This is a genomic window from Haloprofundus salilacus, from assembly GCF_020150815.1.
Lineage (GTDB): Archaea > Halobacteriota > Halobacteria > Halobacteriales > Haloferacaceae > Haloprofundus > Haloprofundus salilacus.
This window is the reverse complement of the sequence record NZ_CP083723.1, coordinates 441,634-462,316: the sequence shown is the minus strand read 5'-3', so window position 1 is coordinate 462,316 and position 20,683 is coordinate 441,634. Positions and strand designations below refer to the sequence as shown.

Here is a 20,683-nt window from a genome sequence, read left to right as displayed (position 1 = left end):
TGAGCGACTGATGGCGGCCGAGCAGGAGGGAGCGACCGGCGGTTGGTTCGGCGAATCCGAACATATCAGCCGCCTCCCCGGAAAGGTGTTCGCGGCGGTCTGTCTGTCGGCGACGCTGTTCGGCATCGTGATGGTCGCCGGACTGCTCGTCTACGTGACGAAGGACGCCATCCGTCCGTTCACCGCGAACCCCGGCTGGTTCCTCGTCTTCTTCCTCACGCTCGTCCTGCCCTCGGTCGCGGCGCTCGGCTACTACTCGCGACGAGGCGACGGCGAGGCGACAGTCGCGCTAACCGCCCTCGGCATTCCGTTCTTCGGACTGCTGCTCGGCAGCGGTGTGTTGCTGCTGTTTATCGACGTCCTCAGCGTCGTCGAATGGTTCGCATTCGTCGTCGCCGCCGTCGTCGCCGGAGGCGTCATCGTCGGTCATCGACGGCTCCGAGCGGGCGCATCGTTCGTCGAGGAGTTCGTCGTCGGTGCGGCCTCCCTCGTCGTGCTCGCGCCCTTGACGTTCGAGTTCGTCTCCACGTTCCCCACCGTCCCGCAAGCGTGGCTCATCTACCTGTTTACGTTCGGACTGAGCGGGGCGGTCGTCGGCGGTCTGATCGTCGCCCGGCGTCGAAACGACCAGCGAGCGGGAGCCATCGCCGCCGGTGCGTTGTTCGCGGTCGTGACTGCAGGTGTGTTCATCGACCCATCGACCGGAATCACGCCGCAGATATGGGTCATCCTCTTCACGTTCGCGGGTATGCCGACGGCGCTGTACGTCGAAGCTGTCGTCCGTAGCCGTCAGCGACGACCGCTCGGACTGCTGTTCCCGCTCATCGTTGTCGCCGGGATGCTCCTCGGTGCCGTGCTGGTCGACCTGCTCGGATTCGCCGGCCCGGAGGCATGGCTCGACTTCCAGTTCCTGACCAACGCCAACTCGCGGTTCCCCGAGGAAGCCGGCATCTACCCGGCGCTTATCGGGTCAGTGATGATGATGGTCGTCGTCGCCGTCTCGTCGTTCCCCATCGGCGTCGGCGCAGCGCTCTACCTCGAAGAGTACGCGCCCAACGACGGTCCGCTCGGAGTCCTCGTCCGCTTCATCGAGATAAACATCTCGAATCTCGCGGGCGTCCCCTCGGTCGTCTACGGGCTACTGGGACTGGCACTGTTCGTCAACTGGCTCAACTTCGCCAGCGGTATCGTCGTCGTCGGCGGGATGACCGTCGGACTGCTCATCCTCCCCATCATAATCATCTCGGCGCAGGAGGCGATTCGAGCGGTCCCGAGTTCGCTCCGCCAGGCGTCCTACGGGATGGGCGCGACCCGTTGGCAGACGATTCGGCGCGTCGTCCTCCCGGAGGCGCTGCCGGGCATCCTCACCGGGAGCATCCTCGCGTTCGGCCGCGCCATCGGCGAGACGGCCCCGCTGCTGATGATCGGGGCCGCGGCGTCGGTGTTCCAACCGCCGGACGGCTTCTTCGACATCTTCAGCGCGATGCCGCGGCAGATCTACGCGTGGGTCGGGCAACCGGCGTACGAGTTCCAGTACGGCGTGATGGCCGCCGGCGTCGTCACGCTCATCACCGTGATGCTGTCTATGAACGCCGCAGCGATACTTATCCGGAACAAATATCAGCGGAGGTCGTAAACAATGAGTAAGGAGAACATGACTACTTCCGAACCGAGCGCCGATAGCGACAGTAGCGTCGAATCGCAGACGTCGCCACGGCCCGGTTCGGAGGTGGTCGAAAGCGACAAACTGAACCGTCCGAAGCGAACCGAGACCGTCGTCTCGTCGAAGGATCTCAACGTCTTCTACGGGGAGACGCAAGCCCTGCAGAACATCGATATCGAGATTCCGAAGCGACAGGTGACCGCGATGATCGGCCCGTCGGGCTGTGGGAAGTCGACGTTCCTCCGGTGTATCAACCGGATGAACGACCTCATCGACTCCTGCCGAATCGACGGCGAACTCTACTTCGAGGGGAAGAACGTCTACGACGACGACGTCGACCCCGTCGCGCTCCGGCGACGCATCGGTATGGTATTCCAGTCGCCGAACCCGTTCCCGAAGAGCATCTACGACAACGTCGCCTACGGGCTCAAGATACAGGGTAAGACCGAGAACATGGACGAAGCGGTCGAACAGGCGCTCAGATCAGCGGCGCTGTGGGACGAGGTGAAAGACCGCCTCGACGAATCCGGTCTCGACCTCTCCGGCGGGCAACAGCAGCGACTCTGCATCGCCCGCGCCATCGCTGTCGACCCCGACGTCATCCTAATGGACGAGCCCGCGTCGGCGCTCGACCCCGTCGCCACCTCGCAGGTCGAAGACCTCATCGCCGACCTCGCCGAAGAGTACACCGTCGTCATCGTCACGCACAACATGCAGCAGGCGGCCCGTATCTCCGACAAGACCGCGGTGTTCCTCACCGGCGGCGAACTTGTCGAGTTCGACGACACTCAGAAGATATTCGAGAACCCCGAGAGCCAACGCGTCGAAGACTACATCACCGGCAAGTTCGGATAGTTCGGTATGCCGCGCGAGCAGTTCCAGCGCGACCTCGACGAACTGCGCGACGAAGTCCTCGCGATGGGCGAGACCGTCGTCGCCCGCTTTCGGAAGACGCTCTCTGCGCTCGAAACTCGCGACGCCGAGCGCGCGCGCTCGCTCGCCGAGCGCGACCACGAGATAAACGAGTGGTACCTCCGCCTCGAAAGTCGCTGCGTCGACCTCCTCGCGCTCCAGCAACCCGTCGCGGGCGACCTGCGGGTCGTCGTCGCCTCGTTCAAGATCATCACCGACCTCGAACGCATCGCCGACCTCGCGGCGAACCTCTGCGGCTACCTCCTCTCGCGGGAACGCGAACTGTTCCCGGACGTGAACTTGCAGGACCTCGGCGAACTCGCGGCCGAGATGGTCGAAGAAGCGCTGTCGGCGTACGCGCGCGAAGACGCCGACGCCTGCCACGCGGTCGCCGACCGCGACGACGAACTCGACGGTCTCTGCGAGCGCGTCGGCGAACTCGTCGTCCGCGACCTCGTCGAGTCCGACCCCGACGAACGGGACGAAACGCTGTTCGGCGAGGTGAATCGGTTTCTGCTCACAGTCCGCGACATCGAGCGGGTCGGCGACCACGGGGTCAACATCGCCGCTCGGACGCTCTACATGGTCGAAAGCGACGACGCGCTCATCTACTAGAACCTTTTACGCTGTCGCCGAAAGGCGCGCAGCGCCTTTCGAGACGACGAGAAACGCCACAGGCGTCTCTCGAACCGCGTTCGGGCGGCTACGCCGCACTCACTCGGTAAAAGGTTCATCAAAAACACTCGTCGTTCGCTTCACTCCGTTCCGCTCACTCCTCGGCCTGCTCGCTCACTCCGGAAGATCGAACCTCTTCCGTGCTCCTGTTCATTCTCTGCGGTCGCTCACAGGAACTCCGTTCGCTCGCGGAGCGAAGTGCCACTCTTCCGCCCGTCGTCCGCTGGTCCGAGCGCACGGTTACCGCACCTGCTGCTACGTCGAAGTACTGAATTGTGCCTCTCTTTTTGGAAGTTCACTCGCCACCTCCATTTAAGGCACAACATACATTACGCCGACCGACGCATGTCGGAGGTATGCCGCGCAACGAATACCAATCTCAGCTCGAATCTCTCCGTGAGGACGTTCTCTACATGAGCGAAGTCGTCAGCGAACGCCTCCGGATGGGGATGGACGCGCTCGAACAGAAAGACGACCAACTCGCCGAGGAGATAATCGAAGGCGACGCCGAGATAAATCGGATGTACCTCGACCTCGAACAGCAGTGCATCGACCTCATCGCCCTCCAACAGCCCGTCGCGGGCGACCTCCGCTTCATCGCGGCGTCGTTCAAGATCATCACCGACCTCGAACGTATCGCCGACCTCGCGACCAACCTCGGTCAGTACGCCAAGAGCGCCAAGCGCGACGTGTTCCCCGACGTCGACATCCAGCGAATCGGCGACCTGACGCTGGAAATGCTCGACGAGGCGATGGCGGCGTACGCCGACGACGACTCCGACGCCTGTTACGCTATCGCGGACCGTGACGACGAAATCGACGCGATGTGCGAGGCCGCCAGCGAAATCGTCGTCCGCGACCTCATCGAAGGCGAGGCCGCGGCCGACGTGGACATCGAGAGCTGGATGCAGGACGTCTCCCGACTCCTCCTGACGATTCGCGACCTCGAACGCGTCGGCGACCACGGGGTCAACATCGCCGCTCGGACGCTCTACATGATCGAGAACGACGACGAACTTATCTACTAGCACCTGTTCCGCTGCAGGCGCGCTTCGCGCGCCCTCGGCAAAAGGTGCATCAAAAGCACTTGTCGTTCACTCCAGCCGCTTCGCGGCTTCCGTTCTCTCCTCGGTCCGCTCGCTCGTTTCACTCGCTCGCGGTGCAGCGACTCGAACTCTCCGCACCGCCCTGCCTGCCGTCGGACCAACGCTTAATCGGTCGTAGCACGCAGTGCGGACATGGACGTGGCGATTCTCACGGTCGGCGACGAATTACTGGCCGGGGACACGGAGAACACGAATGCAACGTGGTTGGCCCGACAGTTGACCGAGCGAGGCGCGACGGTGACGCGGATTCTCACCGTCCCTGACGTGGAGTCGGTCATCGCGGAGACGGTTCGCGAGTGGAGCGACGACTACGACGCCGTCGTCGTCACCGGAGGTCTCGGCGGTACGCACGACGACCTGACGATGGACGGCGTCGCGGCCGCGTTCGATATCTCGCTTGCCGTCGACGCCGACGCGAGAGCGGACGTGCTCGAAACCGTCGCCGCGTTCCGCGAGGCGAACCCTGAACTCGCCGAGAACTACGACCTCGAAATCGACGCCGACGCGCAGGCGTCGATTCCCGACGGCGCGCGGCCGCTTCTCAACCCGACGGGTCTCTCGCCCGGATGCGTGATGGAGAACGTCTACGTCTTCCCCGGCATCCCGAGCGAGATGCACGCGATGTTCGAACTCGTCGCCGACGAGTTCGGCGGCGACGTGACCTCGCAGACGCTCCGAACCCCCGCGCCCGAGGGCGCGGTGACCTCCCAACTCGCGCAGGTCCGCGACCAGTATCAGGTCGCAGTCGGGAGCTATCCGACAAGCGGCGAGGAGTACAACCGGATCAAGGTGACGAGTCAGGACCCCGGAGCCGTCGACGCGGCGGTGGCGTGGCTACGCGAGCACGTGGAGATCGTCGAAGACGAGGAGTAGTGTCGTGCGGATTCGTCGCAAGTAGTCGTACCGCGAGCGAAGCGAGCGGGCCGACGACCGAACGGAGCGAGTGAAACGAGCGAAATGAGGGAGGAGTGCTTTTGATGAACCTTTTACCGAGCGAGGCCGCGAAGCGGCCGAGCGCAGTGTAAAAGGTTCTACTGGAAGCCGATCCGACCGCCGCTGCGTTCGGCGAACTGATCGCGGCCGCCGCCCTTGAACTGGTCCCGCATCTGCTCGTAGTAGTCCATCAGGTCCTCGGTGATAGTCGGGCGGACGTTTTCCATCGCCTTCCGGAAGTGCCGCATCTCGATCTCGTCGGCGTCGTCGTCCTCGCGGAGCGCCTCGATGGCCGCCTCGCGGGCGATGCTCTCCAAGTCGGAGCCGACGTAGCCGTCGGTTATCTCGGCAATCTCGCGGAGGCTCACGTCCGGCGCGAGCGGGCTGTTCTGCGTGTGAATCTTCAGAATCTGCTCGCGACCTTCCTCGTCGGGTTCGCCGATGAGCACGAGGCGGTCGAAGCGACCCGAGCGGATGAGCGCGGGGTCGATCATATCCGGCCGATTGGTCGCGCCGATGACCATCACGTCGCCCATCTCTTCGAGACCGTCGAGTTCGGTCAGCAGTTGATTGACGACGCGCTCGGAGACGTTGTTGCCCATCTCCTGGCCTCGACTCGGGGCGAGACTGTCGAGTTCGTCGAAGAAGATGACAGTCGGGTTCACCTGCCGCGCCTTGCGGAACGTCTGGCGGATCGCCTTCTCGGATTCGCCGACCCACTTCGACAGCAGTTGCGGACCGCGCACCGAGATGAAGTTCGCGTTCGTCTCGTTGGCGACGGCTTTCGCCATCAGCGTCTTGCCGGTGCCCGGCGGGCCGTACAGCAACACGCCTTTGGGTGCTTCGATTCCCATCCGGTCGAACTTCTCGGGCGTCGTTAGTGGCCACTCAACGGACTCCTTGACCGACTGCTTGGCGTCGGAGAGGCCGCCGACGTCGTCCCACGATATCTTCGGGAGTTCGACGAGTACCTCGCGCATCGCGCTCGGTTCGACTTCGCCGAGTGCGCCGCTGAAGTCCTTGCGTTTGACGATCATCCGGTCGATGAGGCTCGGCGGGATATCCTCCTCGTCGAGGTCTATCTCGGGGAGGTAGCGCCGCAGCGCCTTCATCGCCGCTTCCTTCGTCAGGCTCTCGATGTCGGCGCCGACGAAGCCGTGGGTCTCGTCGGCGAGGTGGTCGAGGTTCACGTCGTCCGACAGCGGCATGCCGCGGGTGTGGATCTGGAGAACCTCCTTGCGACCGACCTCGTCGGGGACACCGATTTCGATCTCGCGGTCGAACCGACCGGGGCGGCGAAGCGCCGGGTCGACGGAGTCGACGCGGTTGGTCGCCGCGATGACGATGACCTGACCGCGGGCTTCGAGACCGTCCATCATCGTCAGCAGTTGGGCGACGACGCGGCGTTCGACCTCGCCGGTGACGTCCTCGCGCTTCGGCGCGATGGAGTCGAGTTCGTCGATGAAGATGATGGCGGGCGACTCCTCCTTGGCGTCCTCGAAGATCTCGCGGAGCTGTTGTTCGGACTCGCCGTAGTACTTCGAGATGATCTCGGGACCGGCGATGGAGAAGAAACTCGCCGAGGTCTCGTTGGCGACGGCTTTCGCGAGCAGGGTCTTCCCGGTGCCGGGTGGGCCGTGCAAAAGCACCCCTTGCGGCGGCTCGATGCCAAGCTTCTTGAAGATCTGCGGGTGCTTCATCGGCAACTCGACCATCTCGCGGACGCGCTGAATCTCGCCCTGGAGGCCGCCGATGTCCTCGTAGGTGATGCCGCCCTGCGCGCGCTCGAAGCCCGAAATCGGCTCCTCGCGGAGTTCGACCTCGGTGTCTTCGGTGATGAGACAGACGCCCGATGGGTCCGTTTCAACGGCGATGAGCGGAATCGCTTGGCCCGGCGAGCGCATGAACGGGTGGTTCGTACTCGACATCACGGGAACGATGTCGCGTTCGACGACCGGCCGTTTCAGAATCTGGCGTTTGACCATTCCGGCGGCGTCGGATCCGAACTGGACGCTCGCCTCTTCGGGCGGCGCGAGCACCAGTTTGTTCGCCTTCTTCGCTTCGGCTTTCCGAATCGTCACGCGTTCGCCGATGCCGACGTCGGCGTTCTGGCGGGTGAAGCCGTCGATGCGGACGGTGTCGGTGTTCCAGTCCTGGCGGTCAGCGCGCCAGACCTTCGCAGCGGTCGTCTCACCGCCTTCGATTTCGATGATGTCGCCCGGTGAGAGCTTCAGGTGGAGAAGCGTGTCCGGGTCGAGACGGGCGATACCGCGCCCCGAATCGTTCGGGTACGCTTTCGCCACTTCGAGTTGGACTTCGTTCATAATGTACTCGCGGGGATACGTGCAGTTCGGCGGTCACACGGGATAAGTTCTTTGCTCCCGGGGGTTTCGGCCGTACTCAGCCCCGTTGAACGTATCAATGTCACGGTGTAGCACGGTACGACGCCGTCGTACATATCGCTACCGCCCCAACACTCGCGACTGACACGTCGCGAACGCGGCGAGTCGCCGTCGACGACGGGGGTTTTTCTCTCTCGCGGGGACTCATCCTGTATGGACACACTCGCGTTCGACGGGCGAATGGGTGCGAGCGGCGACATGATTCTCGCCGCGTTGCTGGCGGTCGGGGCGGACCCCGAAGCGCTGTCGCCGGTCGAGGAGGCGCTCGACGTTCGATACGAGGTCGGGTCGACGGTGAAAAACGGCATCAATTCGACGGCGGTCGACATAGTACTCGTCGGGGACGGAGACGGACGCGACGTCCATCATCACGACGACCACCATCACGACGACCACGAGAGTCATCACCATCATCACGGCCACGACGACCACGGCCACGACGACGGTCACCGCCACAGCCACGCGCATACCCACGCCGAAGGCGCGGGACCGCACCGAGCGTACGCCGAAGTCGTCGACATCGTCGAGTCGATGACGCTTCCGAGCAGCGCCGAGGCGAACGCCCTACGCATCTTCCGCATCCTCGGGGAAGCGGAGGCGTCCGTCCACGACACCGACCTCGACGAGACGCACTTTCACGAAGTCGGCGCGGACGACGCAATCGCCGACATCGTCGGCGCGTGTCTGTTGGTAGACGACTTGGGCATCGAACGCGTCGTGACTACGCCGCTTTCGACCGGCGGCGGCGAGGCATCGATGAGCCACGGCGTCTATCCGGTGCCGACGCCCGCCGTCGTCGAAATCGCCGAACGCGCCGACTGGTCGCTGAAGGGCGGTCCCGTCGAGGCGGAGCTGTTGACGCCGACGGGCGCAGCGATTCTCGCCCACCTCGCCGAGGGCGTCGACCACCTCCCGACGATTCGCGTTCGGGAGTCGGGCTACGGCGCCGGAGGGTACGACTTCCCCGACCACCCGAACGTGCTCCGGGCGCTCGTCGGCGACGGCGGAAGTCGACTCACGCGCGAGGAGATCACCGTGTTGGAGACGAATCTCGACGACGCACCGCCCGAAGTGCTCGGCGGACTGCAGGAGACGCTCGCCGACGCGGGCGCGCGCGACGTATCCATCCTCCCAGCGACGATGAAGAAATCCCGACCCGGTCACCTGGTGAAGGTCATTGTCCGTCCGGCCGACGCCGAGCGCGTCGCCCGCAAACTCGCCGAGGAGACCGGAACGCTCGGCGTGCGCGAACACGGCGCGGGCCATCGCTGGGTCGCTTCCAGAGTATTCGAGACGGCGACGCTGGAGGTCGACGGCGAGCGCTACGAGGTGAGCGTGAAAGTCGCCAGCGACGCCGACGGCGTCGTCTACGACCGGAGCGCCGAGTTCGACGACGCGATGGTCGTGACGCGGGAGACGGGACTGGCAGTTCGCGAGGTGATGCGGCGCGCGGAGAACGCGGTGTTCGAGCGGGCCGAGGAGTAGTCAGTTTTCGTCGTCATCGTCGGTGGCGTCGCCGTTGGCTGAGTCGGTCTCGTTGCTGCCGTCGCGGTCGTCGCTTCTCGCTCCGTTTCGGTGCTCGTCCAGCGCCTCGTCGATACTCAACTCGCCCGCGGCGACGCGACGCGCCAGCGACTCGTCTATCGACCGGTTTTGAGCCGAGCGCTTCCGAGAGCGGTCCTTGATGACCTGCAACTCGCCCGGCGTCGGCTCTATCTCCCGGGAGTCTACGCGGTCGCCCTCCAGACGGGCGATGTTGACCGCGGCGAGCACGTCGCCCATTCCGCGTGCACCCGTCCCGAGATACGGCGTCGTCCCCGTCTCGTCGACGAGTTCGACCGGCACGTCTTCGAGGTCGTTGACGATCTGGGCGCTCTGCAGGCGCGCCCCGTCGCCGACGCGGACGAGCGGGTCGACGGCGTCTCCGGCTTCGCGGCGAATCGCGTCGACCGCCTGCGAGAGCGGAACCTGAAACGCGGCGACGACCATCTCGCCGGAGAGGACGGCGATACCGGGCCGTGTTCCGGGGTCGACGCCGATAACCGTCCGGTCGCCGCCGCCGCGAAGGACCGCGAGCGCCTCCTCGACGGCCTTCCGAACGTCGTCGGCGGTCGTGCTGATGTGGGTCACGTCGGGCGACAGGTCGGTGACGGGGTCGTCTGGCGCCGTGACGAGGACGCTCGTCGTCTCCGGGAGTTCGTCGTCCAGGCGGACCGTCGTGAACGTCACGCCGCGCTCGCGCAGAGCGGAGACCGCCTCGTGGTACAGTTCGAAATCGTCCGTCGCGACGACTATCACGGCTCTCGTTGGACGCCGGGAAGCTAAAAAACACGGTCCGAAGCGCGCGGTCGGAGCCGAGAACCCGAGCCGGGCCGACCCAGTCACGCGCCTTGAAGCGGCGTCTGCGAGGCACGTCGGGGGCGTACCGGGGTCTTTTTCCGCCGACCGCGCCAACTCCGACCGTGACCGAAACTCTCTCCACGGGGTGTGCGCCGCTCGACGACCTGCTCGGCGGTGGTCTCGAACGCGGGACCGTGACGCAGGTGTACGGCGCACCGGCGGCGGGGAAGACGAACGTTGCGCTGTCGGCTGCCGTCGACGTCGCCGCCGCGGGCGGGACCGTCGTCTACATCGACACCGAGGGGCTCTCTATCGACCGGTTCCGCCAACTCGTCGACGCGCGCGTCGACGACGAGGAAACGTTCGAGAACGTCGCCTCGCGGGTCATCGTCACCGAAGCGTACGACTTCGCCGAACAGGAGGAGGCCGTCCGCGACGTCGAGGAGTTCGCCGAGCGAGCGGACCTCGTGGTGCTCGACAGCGCCACGGGCTTTTACCGCCTCGAACGCACGATGGAGGGTGAGGGCGGCGAGTCGCTCCGCCGCGTGGCGCGGCAGGTGACGCATCTGCTGTCGCTGGCGCGGAAACACGACATCGCCGTCGTGCTGACGAATCAGGTGTTCACCGACCCCGACACCGACCGAGCGCGGGCGCTTGGCGGCCACACGCTCGAACACTGGACCGGCGTCGTCGTCCGCCTCGACCGGTTCCGCGGCGGCAACCGCCGGGCGACGCTCGAGAAACACCGCTCGAAAGCCGCCGGAGAGAGCGCGACGTTCCGAATCACGGGGTCGGGACTGGAAGCGACAGAGGAGTTCTGAACTGGCGGATCGACGTTCGTTGTTGGTCTTATCGAAACCTTCAGTCGGTGATGGGTTTCGGCAGACTTGCTGACTACACAGCGCATACTCACCATCGAATCTATCTTAGACGATGGGCAACCGAGTCAGATAGAGGATATAGACCGTAGAGGGGGCAGTGCAGCAGAGTTACAACCAGTCAGGAGGGAGTTCGTCTTCATGGGTGGCCAACAGTTCGAGAAGGGGTTTGATTTCGTCAAAATTCTTCCCCTTCGAGACTTCGTGTTTATCTTCATTCCACACTATTAGTCCGTACTCTTCCAGTTTCGGAAGGTGAACGTGGTGCATTTTCACCAGACGTTCGAGACTAGTAGCCTCGTCCGCAGAGTCAGCGATGACGACCGGTGTATCGTTTTGGGGATTGTGATCCAACAATCCAACCAGCAGTTTGCGCCTCTGGACGTGAGCTAATGCATCAAGCGTCTCATCAAATGATAGATTTACAACCACTGACTTCATACTACCCATAACCGTTGTAGATGGTTAACGGAAGTCTTTTTCACAGAGAAATAGTGTTTTGATTAACTGAGTGACTATATATTCTGACAATTTCAGATGTTCGGTTTACCTTCACACCGGTGCTGCAGGATACAGCGCGTATTCAGTCTGCTTTGACTACCGGTTATCGAAGAGGGCACATTAGTGAGATGAAGTAAACGAAGCCTCCATGATGAATACATCCTCTGTATCCATCACGCATTTTCTCATCGACTACTGATGATTTCAACGGAGTCCAGGTGTTCTACCGAGAACGAGCGAGTTCCCGTGAGCGACCGCAGGGAGCGAACGGGAGCACGGAAGCGCGAAACTTTTCCGGAGCAAGTGAGCGGACCGACGACCGAGCGGAATCGTTCGAGACGGCTTTGTCGTCTCGTGATCGCGAAAATCGCCGCTGGCGATTTTCGAACCACGAAGTGAAGCGATGAAGGGGTGTTTTTGGTCCGAGAGCAGATGCTTCGCGTCTGCTCAGCCTTCGCGGCGAAGCCGCGAAGAGAGCTTTTACCGAGCGAGGGTGGCGTAGCCGCCCGAGCGCAGCGTAACAGGCCGCTTTACAGTTCGCCGAGTTTCCGCAGCAGCTGTCCGCGGTACTGCTCGTCGGCGTTGATGCCCTTCATCTCCAGAACGTTGCGTTCGAGCTTGTCGAGGGCGACGCGGAAGGCGTGTTCGGCGCCGTAGCCTTCCCCGGAGCCTGCGACCTGTCCGTGACTCGTCCGGAGTCTGATCTGCGCCTGGATGAGCGGCGTGCCACGGAGTTTCTCCTTGTGTTCGTGGAAGCGGAGGTGCGCGTGGTGGACCTGCATCTCCTGATACTTGTCGACGACCTGCGTGAGGCTCTCGACGAGCTCGGTCCGAGAGACGGTGTCGAGCAGGTCGACGTTCGTAATCTGGACGTCCATCTGCTCCTCTTCGGTGTAGGTGAGCGCCCGGAGTACGTCAGTCTTCGTGAGGACGCCGAGCACCTTCGAGTCGTTGTCCGATGGCGTGACTATCAGTCCGGCGATGTCGTTCTCGAACATCCGCGAGACGGCGTCCTTGACCGACTCACCGGAGTTCGTCGTGAACACCGGACTCGTCATCAGGTCGTAGACGGGCAGGTCGAGCATCCGTTCGAGATCGCCGCTTCGATCCCCGGTTCCCTGGCGAGCCTCGTTGCGGACGACGAATTCGGTGATGTCGTGCGTCGTCAGCACGCCGGTGAGTTTGCTGTTCTCGTTGAGAACGGGGAGCCGCGAGATGCCGTTCTCGCGCAGGCGGTTGATCGCCTGGCCGACGCTGTCCTCCTCGCGGATGGTCACCACGTCTCCGGTGTAGATCTGCTCGACGGTGAGCGCGTCCAGATTGTCGTGGACGGCTTCGAGAATTGCGTCGCTGGTGATGATTCCCCAGAGCTTCTCACCTTCGTACACCGGCGCGATCTGCGTGTCGCCTTCGATGAGCATCCGCGACGCTTCGCGAACGTCTTCGTGGCGGTCGATGCGCGGCGCGGAGCGCATCAACGCTGCGGCTTTCGTGTTATCTTCGATGTGCGACTGAATCAACTGCTTCTCGCCGACCACCCCGACGTAATCGCCGTCGTCGGTGATGATGATACCCTTCGGGTTCTCGCGCTCGAACGCAGACCGGACTTTCCCGAGTCGGGTGTCGGCCTCCAGTTCCACGAAGTCCTGGAGTGCTATGTCAGTAATGTCCATGGCCCAAGTGCCATCTACTCCTCCTGAGGCCTTGAAGGTTGTTTACCCCCCGGTGCTTTCCGATACCACGTCGTATACCCCGTGTGGTGTTCTCTATCATGGGGATTGGAGCGGTCGATACCGTCCGTCTCGTCGGCACGACGCTACCGGATATCGGCGTCTTCGGCCCGTATACGTACTTGGTGACCGAGGTGTTGTTCGGAAGCTTCGCTGCCGCTCTGCTCTGGCGGGCGAACGCGTTTCGGCGCGCGGCGACTACTGTCGCTGTCCTCTACCCCGTCGCCTACGTCTGGGACTGGTACACGCTCGAAGTGGGCGTGTTCTCGATTCCGCTTCGGACCGGCGTCGAACTGCTCGGCATCCCGTTGGAAGAACATATCTTCATGGTCGTGGTGCCGTCGCTCGTCATCGGCATCCACGAACTCGTTCACGGACCGCCGGGCGATGGAACGGCGAGGCCGCGAGGAAAGGGTGAGTCCGCGACGGAACGGAGTGAAACCCGAACGGGGGGCGCGACCGGTGACTCCGCGCGGCGGTCAGAAGGGACGACCAAACCGGGCGGTAACGACAGGCTATGAGTTCGGTAGGCGGCGTATGTCGATAAGGGAAGCCGTTCTACAGACTGGTAAGCGGCGTCAACGCCGCGGCTACTCACTATGGTTTTCGACGCAAACGCAGACGCGACGAACGCGCCCATCCCCGGCGAACAGACGCTCGTGCGAACCGCCGACCCGCTGCCCGCGTCGGCGCTGCCGCGAAGCGACCGGTTGCTCGTCGTGAGCGCCCGCCTCCACCCCAAGCGTCTCGAACGATTTCTCCGCGAGTCGGGGCGCGACCCGGCGAGCGCGACGCTCCTCTCGGTGTGGCCGGTCGAACTCGACTACGACGGCCCGGTCGACCTCTCAGGCATCGTCCACCCCGGCGACGTGACGGGCGTCGGGATGCGTCTCGTCGACGCGCTCTCGACGCTCTCGGAGGGTGACTGCGTCGCCACCGACGCACTCGGCGTGCTCAACATGTACTGCGAACAGGACGTGATCTTCCGATTCTTCTCGATGATGCTACAGAAGACCGCCGGGAGGCAGCTTCACGGCGTCCACGCGGTCCAGCCGGGTGTTACGCTCGACGGCGCGCTGGAGGCGCAGTTCGACCGGGTCGTCGACGCGCGGACGTAGGTCTGCGTCCACAGATATCGGAGTAGCGATGGGTTAGCCGGTCGCCTGCGCCCGTTGGCAGGTCGCGTGCAGTCCTTGGTGAGTTGCGTGCGCCCGAGTCGATAGCGCGCGACGGAACGAGGAGTTGACGGCGGTCAGAATATCGGGTCTCGCTCGCTGAGCATGAGTTGCCAGCTGTCGGGATCGGTGAGCGACAGGCCGTTCAGTCGCCACTCCCGACCGTCCGTCGAAACCGGTCGGGTCAGCATCGCGGTCGGCTCTCCTCGCAGCGCCGACATCGGGAGTTCGTCGTCGGCGAGAAACCCCGACTGCAACGCCGCCGAGCGGGGGAGCGTTGCTCTCGTCGCCTCTATCAGGTGGCTCCCTGGGTGGTCGGCCGCGACAGCGTGGAGCAACCGCTCGAACGCCGCGTTCCTGTCGGTCACGCCCATCGGTTGGGCCTCCATCAGGCTGGTGACGAGGAGACCGTTCTCGGTTCGGTGCGTGCCGGCGACGACGCCCGCGACGGGACCGTCGTCTCGGGCGACGTACGCGGTGTGGTTCCACTTCGGAACGTCGTACCGCCATCGGTAGAACGTCGGGTCGCGAGGGACGTGAATCCGGTCGGGGACGTTCTCGGCGTACAGCGACGCGAACTCCTCGGCGGGGACCGTCGAGTGGCGGGTGACCGCCATGTCCGAACTACGCGAGCGAAACTGCCGACAGCAGGCGAAGTACGCCCTGGACAACGCCTTCAGCGCTGCTTCGCAGGCGCGACCGAGTCCTCGGTCCTGACAGCGGAGCACGGCGTTCGGATTCTGCACGCGGAAGTACGACGGAAGGGTGGTCGCCTCCCTCCATCCGAGCTTCTTGAGACCCGGGCTTACGGCAGCGTTCGGGAAGTTGAAGAAGACCGACGGTTCGGCGTCGTCGTAGGTCTCGAACAGCCATCGAGCGAGTTTGGTGAACAGTCCGCGTTTCCGGTGGTCCTGGTGGACGAGAACGCTCGCGGGTTGCAGTCCGATCGTATCCATTCCCCTCGCCCGGAGCGGAAACACCATACACGGGAAGAATCCGACGGGCGTTCCCTCGTCCGTGGCGACGGCGATGGCCTTCTCGTCGAGATACGGACTCGAGTACCGCCACTCGAACCACTCCTCGTCGACCCCGAACCACTCCGACTCGAAGAGCTCGCAGAACGCCGCTCTGTCGGCGTCGACGTATCCCCGGATGCTGTACCTCTCCTGCTTCTGGCCCATCTCGTGACTAGAATTAGTGAAGGTACTTTGTTTTTCGTCCTCTGACATTACGAATTCCTACGTTTATCGTTCAGAACATACCGTTTGAGAACTATATTCGTTTGACGTACTAGTCAGTAGATCGGAGGAAAGCGATTGGGATTTTGAGACAGAACTGAACCGGGTTTGGGCAGATGATGAGCTTTAGTCGAACGCTCCTTTTGCTCACTTCGTTCGCAAGACTGCGCTCTCCCGAGTTCAAACTGCCCGCACAAAACGAACTAGCGGCTCGCAGTGTTGCTCGCCACAAAATGAGTGGGTTTGGGCAGATTTGAACTGCCGGCCTCCTCCATGTCAAGGAGGTGTCATAACCAGACTAGACCACAAACCCAGTCCGGCGCTCACTTGCTGAACGCAGTAACACGTATCCCGGCCGAGTAATTGAAGGTTTCGGAACGCGGTTCCGTCGGCGACTTTCGACGCGCTCAAGTACGGGCGACGGCGCGAGCGCCGACCGCGGCGACAGGCTTATACTGATGTACTGATTTGTACACTACAACACGAATACGTACATTGGTGTCCACCATGCAGGAATACATCGAACGCGTCACGGACGGGGAGGATCTGACCGTCGAGGAAGCGCAGGAGGCCGCAACCGCCGTTTTCGAGGGAGCGACGGAGGCGCAGATCGGGGCGTTGCTCGCCGCGCTCCGGGCGAAGGGAGAGACCGAAGCCGAAATCGCCGGGTTCGCACAGGGGATGCGCGACGCCGCCCGGACCATCTCGCCCGAACGGACGCCGCTCGTCGACACCTGCGGCACCGGCGGCGACGACTACGACACCATCAACGTCTCCACGACGAGCGCCATCGTCGCGGCGGGCGCGGGCGCAGCCGTCGCCAAACACGGCAACTACTCCGTCTCCTCATCGTCCGGAAGCGCCGACGTGCTCGAAGTCGCAGGTGTCGACGTAGCGGCCGAACCGCCGGCGGTCGAGCGCGCGATCGACCGCGACGGCATCGGTTTCATGCTCGCGCCGGTGTTCCATCCAGCCATGAAGGCTGTCATCGGCCCGCGAAAGGAACTGGGGATGCGGACGCTGTTCAACGTGCTCGGCCCGCTGACGAACCCCGCCGGGGCCGACGCGCAGGTGCTCGGCGTCTACGACGCCGACCTCGTACCGGTCATCGCGCGCGCGGTGTCGCACATGCCCGTCGAGCGAGCGCTCGTCGTCCACGGCGACGGGCTCGACGAAATTGCGCTCCACGGCGAGACGACCATCGCCGAAGTCGACGGTGACGAAATCACCGAGTACACGCTCGTACCCGAGGAGATGGGTCTCGACTCGGCGCCGATTTCGGCCGTCTCCGGCGGCACCCCCGAGGAGAACGCCGCCGCCCTCCGCGGCATCGTCGAAGGCGACGTGACGGGGGCGAAACGGGATATTATCCTCGCGAACGCGGGCGCGGCCGTCTACGTCGCCGGACTCGCCGACAGCATCGACGACGGCGTCGACCGGGCGCGCGAGGCCGTCGACTCCGGCGCGGCGGCCGAGAAACTGGAACGGCTCCGGGAGACGGCGGTCGAACCCACTCGGAGCAGCTGATGACGCGCGTCAAACTCTGCGGGTTCACCCGCGCCGCCGACCTGCGGGTCGCCGCCGCCGCCGGAGCCGACGCCGTCGGCGTCATCACCGAACTTCCCGAGCGCGTCGAGAGTCCTCGCGAAGTCGTGCCGAGTCGGGCGGCGGAACTCGTCGCCACGACGCCGCCGTTCGTGACGACCGTGCTGGTACTCATGCCCGAAACGCCCGAGCGCGCTGTCGAACTCGCTCGGCTGGTCGACCCCGACGTGCTCCAACTGCACAGCGAGTTCACCGTCGACGAACTCCAGTACATCCGCGCGGAGGCGAAGACGAAACTCGTCACCGCCATCGCCGCCGAAGACGCCAAAGATGCCGAACGGGCGCGCGATCTCGACCAGGTCGTCGACGCGGTGCTCCTCGACTCCGTGGCCGAGAACGGCGCGGGCGGAACCGGCGAGACGCACGACTGGGAGGCGACCGCGGAGCTGGCGAAGAAGCTCTGCTCGCCGGTCATCCTCGCCGGCGGGTTGACGCCCGAGAACGTCGAGGAAGCCGTCGAGACCGCCGACCCCTACGGCGTCGACGTGGCCAGCGGCGTCGAACTCACCGGCGGGATCAAGGACCACGACGCGGTCCGCGAGTTCGTCCGCCGAGCGAAACGGACGCAGTTCCGCGAGGAGGTCTCGCCGTGAGCCGGAGTTCGCTCGACCGGAGTCGCGAGTCGTTCGCGTCGCTGTTCGACGGCGTCGACGGCCCGGCCGTTGCGCGTGTCTCGGCGACGCTCGGTCTCCCGTCGACGCCGCCGCTGTCGGCGTACGCCGCGCTGAGCGACGAGAATGACTACGGTTTCCTTCTCGAGAGCGCCGAGAAGACGCCGTCGAGCGACCCCGACGGTGCGTTCAGCCCCGGGACGGCGACCGACCGTCACGCCCGCTACTCGTTCGTCGGCTACGACCCCGAAGCCGTCGTCACCGTCGACACCGACGGCGCGAGCGTTGAGGCGCTCGGCGGCCGCGCGGCGAGATACGTCGACCCCGACGAGGGTGACGTACTCGCCGCGCTCCGCGGCGCGCTCCCCGACGTCGAACGGGTCGGCTTCGATGACGACGAGGGAACCGCCCGCCAGCGCCTCGACGGCGGACTTGTCGGCTTCCTCGCGTACGACGCGGTGTACGACCTCTGGCTGGAGGAGGTCGGCGTCGAACGCCCGGACGCCCACGCCGATGAGACGGCGACACCGGACGCGCAGTTCGTGCTAACGACGAAGACGCTCGTCTTCGACCACGCCACCGACTCGGTGTCGCTCGTCTTCACGCCCGTCGTCGGTCCAGACGAGAATCCCGACAGCGTCTACGACGAACTCGACGCGGAGGCGACGCGCCTGCGCGAGAAACTCGCCGTGGCCGAGACGCCCGATCACGGCGGCTTTCGCAAGCACGGCGAGACGGCGGAATCGAGAGAGGCGTACGAGGCGGCGGTCCGCGAGACGAAACGGCACGTCCTCGACGGTGACATCTACCAGGGCGTCATCTCCCGGACGCGAGAGCTTCGGGGCGAAATCGACCCGCTCGGTCTCTACGCGTCACTGCGTGAGGTGAACCCCTCGCCGTACATGTACCTGCTCCGCCACGGCGACCGGACCGTCGTCGGCGCGAGTCCGGAGACGCTCGTCTCGGTGCGCGGCGACCGGGTCGTCGCGAACCCCATCGCCGGGACGTGCCCGCGCGGGAACAGTCCCGTCGACGACCGTCGCCTCGCCGGTGAGATGCTCGCCGACGCCAAAGAGCGCTCCGAGCACACGATGCTCGTCGACCTCGCTCGAAACGACGTGCGGCGCGTCTCCGAGGCGGGGAGCGTCCGCGTCGAGGAGTTCATGAACGTGCTGAAGTACAGCCACGTCCAGCACATCGAGTCAACCGTCTCGGGCAGGTTGGACGCCGACTCCGATGCCTTCGACGCCACTCGCGCGTCGTTCCCGGCGGGGACGCTCTCGGGCGCGCCGAAGGTCCGCGCGATGGAGATAATCGACGCGCTGGAGACGACTCCTCGGGGACTGTACGGTGGCGGCGTCGGCTACTACTCGTGGACCGGCGACGCCGACGTGGCCATCGTCATCCGCACCGCCACCATCGAGCGTGGGGGCGAAGAGGATTCGATTCGCGTGCGCGCCGGCGCGGGTATCGTCGCCGACAGCGACCCGACCGCCGAGTACGAGGAGACCGAACAGAAGATGGGCGGCGTGCTTGACGCACTCGAACGCATCGAAGCGCGCGGAGCAGACGACGAGCGGACCGCCGCGGAGGCGCCGCGATGAAGGTGCTCGTCGTCGACAACTTCGACTCGTTCACCTACAACCTCGTCGAGTATCTCTCGGAGACGACAGTCGAACGCGACGGTACCCGGAGGAGCGAATGCGAGGACGCGGACAAGCGCGAGGGCGCGGGCGAACGCGTCGACGTCGAGGTGCTGAAGAACACGGCGTCGCTCGACGAGATTCGCGCCGTCGACGCCGACGCCATCGTCCTGAGTCCGGGACCTGGACATCCGAAAAACGACCGCGACGTAGGCGTGACGCTCGACGTGTTGCGAGAACTGAGTCCCGAGGTACCGACGCTCGGCGTCTGTCTCGGTCTCGAAGCGGCGGTGTACGCGTACGGCGGCGAAGTCGGCCACGCCCCCGAACCCGTCCACGGGAAGGCGTTCGCCGTCGATCACGACGAAAAGGGGGTCTACGCGGGCCTCGAACAGGGCTTTCAGGCCGGTCGCTACCACTCGCTCGTCGCGACGACGGTGCCCGACTGCTTCGATGTCACGGCGACGACGGACCACGACGGAACGGAACTCGTGATGGGCGTGCGCCACCGCGAGTTCCCCATCGAGTGCGTCCAGTTCCACCCCGAGAGCGTCCTGACCGCCGTCGGTCACGAGGTCATGGAAAACTTTCTGGCGAACTGCGTCGCCGACGCGCCGCGGCCGACGGCGGACTGAAGCGTACCGCACGATGGACTGAGAGTTGCTGTACGGTAGACGACGAGCGTTACGACTGACGACGAGAACTCCGCGCGCCGCAGTCGCTCCGACAGGCGTTACAGCAGCCCGGGTGCGACCATCGAGACCACTACCAGCACGCCGACGACGACCAGCGCGATGGTCACGAGTCGCCACGCGAGACGGAGGAGGACGCGCCCGACGAGAACGACGGCCCCGAGTGTGAGCAGTCCGACGAACAGCGACCCGTACGGCGTCTCGCCGAGTGCAGTCTGTAACAGCAGTGCGACGGCGGGGAGGGCATCCATGGCTTCCGATAGTATCGCCGTCGGCATAAACGTGCGTCGGACAATAGTAAAATATACTACACGAGAAACAAACGAGCAGGGACGGAGCCGAAGCGGAACCCCCCTTTCCTTCCGCTGGACATTCCGCGGCAGGCTTGCGGTTCGAAGCGACGGAGAATCACTTTCACTGCACTCTGCACATCGTTATGTCGTCGCCGACTCGATAGACGGGTGAAGGCGAGTCGAGCCGACGGAACACTCAAAATTCGTATAAATCATTTAGTTGGTAATACCCGGCATCGAAAGCATTAATGGGTCACTGCCGTATCAAACGTTCCGTCATAGATGA

Annotated in this window: 18 protein-coding genes, 1 tRNA gene and 1 pseudogene; 13 read left to right on the top strand and 7 right to left on the bottom strand. The window is 64.4% G+C overall.

Features of this window, described 5'->3' with window-relative positions; translation table 11 throughout:
- Window positions 1–10: 10 nt before the first annotated feature.
- From pstA to LAQ58_RS02250, 5 genes are all read left to right on the top strand, one after another.
- Window positions 11–1,636, top strand: coding sequence for a phosphate ABC transporter permease PstA (gene pstA / locus LAQ58_RS02270; protein ID WP_224449005.1), 1,626 nt, complete (start codon window positions 11–13; stop codon window positions 1,634–1,636).
- Between the two features lie 3 nt (window positions 1,637–1,639).
- Entirely contained in the window at window positions 1,640–2,518 is an 879-nt protein-coding gene (pstB, locus tag LAQ58_RS02265) for a phosphate ABC transporter ATP-binding protein PstB (protein ID WP_224449004.1), read from the top strand.
- Window positions 2,519–2,524: 6 nt separating this feature from the next.
- Window positions 2,525–3,190 carry a phosphate signaling complex protein PhoU gene (phoU, locus tag LAQ58_RS02260; protein WP_224449003.1) on the top strand — a complete coding sequence of 222 codons (666 nt, stop codon included), beginning with the start codon at window positions 2,525–2,527 and terminating at the stop codon, window positions 3,188–3,190.
- A 416-nt stretch (window positions 3,191–3,606) separates the two neighbouring features.
- The gene (gene phoU, locus LAQ58_RS02255) at window positions 3,607–4,278 is read left to right on the top strand and encodes a phosphate signaling complex protein PhoU (RefSeq protein ID WP_224449002.1); all 672 of its coding nucleotides are present in this window, start codon (window positions 3,607–3,609) and stop codon (window positions 4,276–4,278) included.
- A gap of 210 nt (window positions 4,279–4,488) precedes the next feature.
- The gene (locus tag LAQ58_RS02250; RefSeq protein WP_224449001.1) at window positions 4,489–5,229 is read left to right on the top strand and encodes a competence/damage-inducible protein A; all 741 of its coding nucleotides are present in this window, start codon (window positions 4,489–4,491) and stop codon (window positions 5,227–5,229) included.
- A gap of 158 nt (window positions 5,230–5,387) precedes the next feature.
- On the opposite strand, the gene LAQ58_RS02245 is transcribed toward LAQ58_RS02250, so the two are convergent.
- Window positions 5,388–7,613, bottom strand: a complete 2,226-nt coding sequence (locus LAQ58_RS02245) for a CDC48 family AAA ATPase (RefSeq protein WP_224449000.1) — start codon at window positions 7,611–7,613, stop codon at window positions 5,388–5,390.
- Between the two features lie 231 nt (window positions 7,614–7,844).
- Between LAQ58_RS02245 and larC the strand changes: the two genes are divergently transcribed.
- On the top strand, window positions 7,845–9,176 hold the full coding sequence (gene larC / locus LAQ58_RS02240) for a nickel pincer cofactor biosynthesis protein LarC (RefSeq protein WP_224448999.1): 1,332 nt from the start codon (window positions 7,845–7,847) through the stop codon (window positions 9,174–9,176).
- Here larC and LAQ58_RS02235 read toward each other — a convergent pair whose 3' ends face one another.
- A complete protein-coding gene (locus LAQ58_RS02235) occupies window positions 9,177–9,989 on the bottom strand; it encodes a hypothetical protein (RefSeq protein ID WP_224448998.1) in 813 nt (270 codons plus the stop codon).
- A 164-nt stretch (window positions 9,990–10,153) separates the two neighbouring features.
- Here LAQ58_RS02235 and radB point away from each other — a divergent pair, with 164 nt between their 5' ends.
- Window positions 10,154–10,852: a DNA repair and recombination protein RadB gene (gene radB, locus LAQ58_RS02230; RefSeq protein ID WP_224448997.1), complete on the top strand. Its 699-nt coding sequence runs from the start codon at window positions 10,154–10,156 to the stop codon at window positions 10,850–10,852.
- 168 nt (window positions 10,853–11,020) lie between these two features.
- On the opposite strand, the gene LAQ58_RS02225 is transcribed toward radB, so the two are convergent.
- Together LAQ58_RS02225 and LAQ58_RS02220 are read right to left on the bottom strand one after the other, a co-directional pair.
- Entirely contained in the window at window positions 11,021–11,350 is a 330-nt protein-coding gene (locus LAQ58_RS02225) for a hypothetical protein (protein ID WP_224448996.1), read from the bottom strand.
- A gap of 590 nt (window positions 11,351–11,940) precedes the next feature.
- Window positions 11,941–13,083, bottom strand: a complete 1,143-nt coding sequence (locus LAQ58_RS02220) for a CBS domain-containing protein (protein ID WP_224448995.1) — start codon at window positions 13,081–13,083, stop codon at window positions 11,941–11,943.
- A 98-nt stretch (window positions 13,084–13,181) separates the two neighbouring features.
- Between LAQ58_RS02220 and LAQ58_RS02215 the strand changes: the two are divergent.
- Both LAQ58_RS02215 and LAQ58_RS02210 read left to right on the top strand, forming a co-directional pair.
- Window positions 13,182–13,517 (top strand): annotated as a pseudogene (locus LAQ58_RS02215) (lycopene cyclase domain-containing protein); the annotation flags it as partial.
- A gap of 222 nt (window positions 13,518–13,739) precedes the next feature.
- Entirely contained in the window at window positions 13,740–14,258 is a 519-nt protein-coding gene (locus tag LAQ58_RS02210) for a DUF7504 family protein (RefSeq protein WP_224448994.1), read from the top strand.
- A 134-nt stretch (window positions 14,259–14,392) separates the two neighbouring features.
- Here the strand turns inward: LAQ58_RS02210 and LAQ58_RS02205 are convergent, their stop codons facing one another.
- Complete coding sequence (locus LAQ58_RS02205) at window positions 14,393–15,544, bottom strand: GNAT family N-acetyltransferase (RefSeq protein WP_224448993.1); 1,152 nt, start codon at window positions 15,542–15,544, stop codon at window positions 14,393–14,395.
- Between the two features lie 247 nt (window positions 15,545–15,791).
- Window positions 15,792–15,866: transfer RNA gene (locus tag LAQ58_RS02200), tRNA-Val, on the bottom strand.
- 194 nt (window positions 15,867–16,060) lie between these two features.
- Here LAQ58_RS02200 and trpD point away from each other — a divergent pair.
- From trpD to trpG, 4 genes are read left to right on the top strand one after another with little or no spacing between them, the layout of a single operon-like run.
- On the top strand, window positions 16,061–17,080 hold the full coding sequence (trpD, locus tag LAQ58_RS02195; protein ID WP_224448992.1) for an anthranilate phosphoribosyltransferase: 1,020 nt from the start codon (window positions 16,061–16,063) through the stop codon (window positions 17,078–17,080).
- Window positions 17,080–17,751 (top strand): phosphoribosylanthranilate isomerase, encoded by a 672-nt coding sequence (locus LAQ58_RS02190; protein ID WP_224448991.1) that lies wholly within the window; start codon window positions 17,080–17,082, stop codon window positions 17,749–17,751. Before trpD ends, LAQ58_RS02190 begins: the two co-directional genes overlap by 1 nt.
- Complete coding sequence (gene trpE / locus LAQ58_RS02185; RefSeq protein WP_224448990.1) at window positions 17,748–19,373, top strand: anthranilate synthase component I; 1,626 nt, start codon at window positions 17,748–17,750, stop codon at window positions 19,371–19,373. The genes LAQ58_RS02190 and trpE overlap by 4 nt, the downstream gene beginning before the upstream one ends.
- On the top strand, window positions 19,370–20,047 hold the full coding sequence (trpG, locus tag LAQ58_RS02180; RefSeq protein WP_224448989.1) for an anthranilate synthase component II: 678 nt from the start codon (window positions 19,370–19,372) through the stop codon (window positions 20,045–20,047). The genes trpE and trpG overlap by 4 nt, the downstream gene beginning before the upstream one ends.
- Window positions 20,048–20,145: 98 nt before the next feature.
- Here the strand turns inward: trpG and LAQ58_RS02175 are convergent, their stop codons facing one another.
- Entirely contained in the window at window positions 20,146–20,355 is a 210-nt protein-coding gene (locus tag LAQ58_RS02175; protein WP_224448988.1) for a DUF8029 family protein, read from the bottom strand.
- Window positions 20,356–20,683: the final 328 nt, after the last annotated feature.

Coding starts and splice junctions, on each gene's coding strand:
- pstA (WP_224449005.1), top strand. CDS start 11: ATGGCGGCCGAGCAGGAGGGAGCGACCGGCGGTTGGTTCGGCGAATCC.
- pstB (WP_224449004.1), top strand. CDS start 1,640: ATGAGTAAGGAGAACATGACTACTTCCGAACCGAGCGCCGATAGCGAC.
- phoU (WP_224449003.1), top strand. CDS start 2,525: ATGCCGCGCGAGCAGTTCCAGCGCGACCTCGACGAACTGCGCGACGAA.
- phoU (WP_224449002.1), top strand. CDS start 3,607: ATGCCGCGCAACGAATACCAATCTCAGCTCGAATCTCTCCGTGAGGAC.
- LAQ58_RS02250 (WP_224449001.1), top strand. CDS start 4,489: ATGGACGTGGCGATTCTCACGGTCGGCGACGAATTACTGGCCGGGGAC.
- LAQ58_RS02245 (WP_224449000.1), bottom strand. CDS start 7,613: ATGAACGAAGTCCAACTCGAAGTGGCGAAAGCGTACCCGAACGATTCG.
- larC (WP_224448999.1), top strand. CDS start 7,845: ATGGACACACTCGCGTTCGACGGGCGAATGGGTGCGAGCGGCGACATG.
- LAQ58_RS02225 (WP_224448996.1), bottom strand. CDS start 11,350: ATGAAGTCAGTGGTTGTAAATCTATCATTTGATGAGACGCTTGATGCA.
- LAQ58_RS02220 (WP_224448995.1), bottom strand. CDS start 13,083: ATGGACATTACTGACATAGCACTCCAGGACTTCGTGGAACTGGAGGCC.
- LAQ58_RS02210 (WP_224448994.1), top strand. CDS start 13,740: ATGGTTTTCGACGCAAACGCAGACGCGACGAACGCGCCCATCCCCGGC.
- LAQ58_RS02205 (WP_224448993.1), bottom strand. CDS start 15,544: ATGTCAGAGGACGAAAAACAAAGTACCTTCACTAATTCTAGTCACGAG.
- trpD (WP_224448992.1), top strand. CDS start 16,061: ATGCAGGAATACATCGAACGCGTCACGGACGGGGAGGATCTGACCGTC.
- LAQ58_RS02190 (WP_224448991.1), top strand. CDS start 17,080: ATGACGCGCGTCAAACTCTGCGGGTTCACCCGCGCCGCCGACCTGCGG.
- trpG (WP_224448989.1), top strand. CDS start 19,370: ATGAAGGTGCTCGTCGTCGACAACTTCGACTCGTTCACCTACAACCTC.
- LAQ58_RS02175 (WP_224448988.1), bottom strand. CDS start 20,355: ATGGATGCCCTCCCCGCCGTCGCACTGCTGTTACAGACTGCACTCGGC.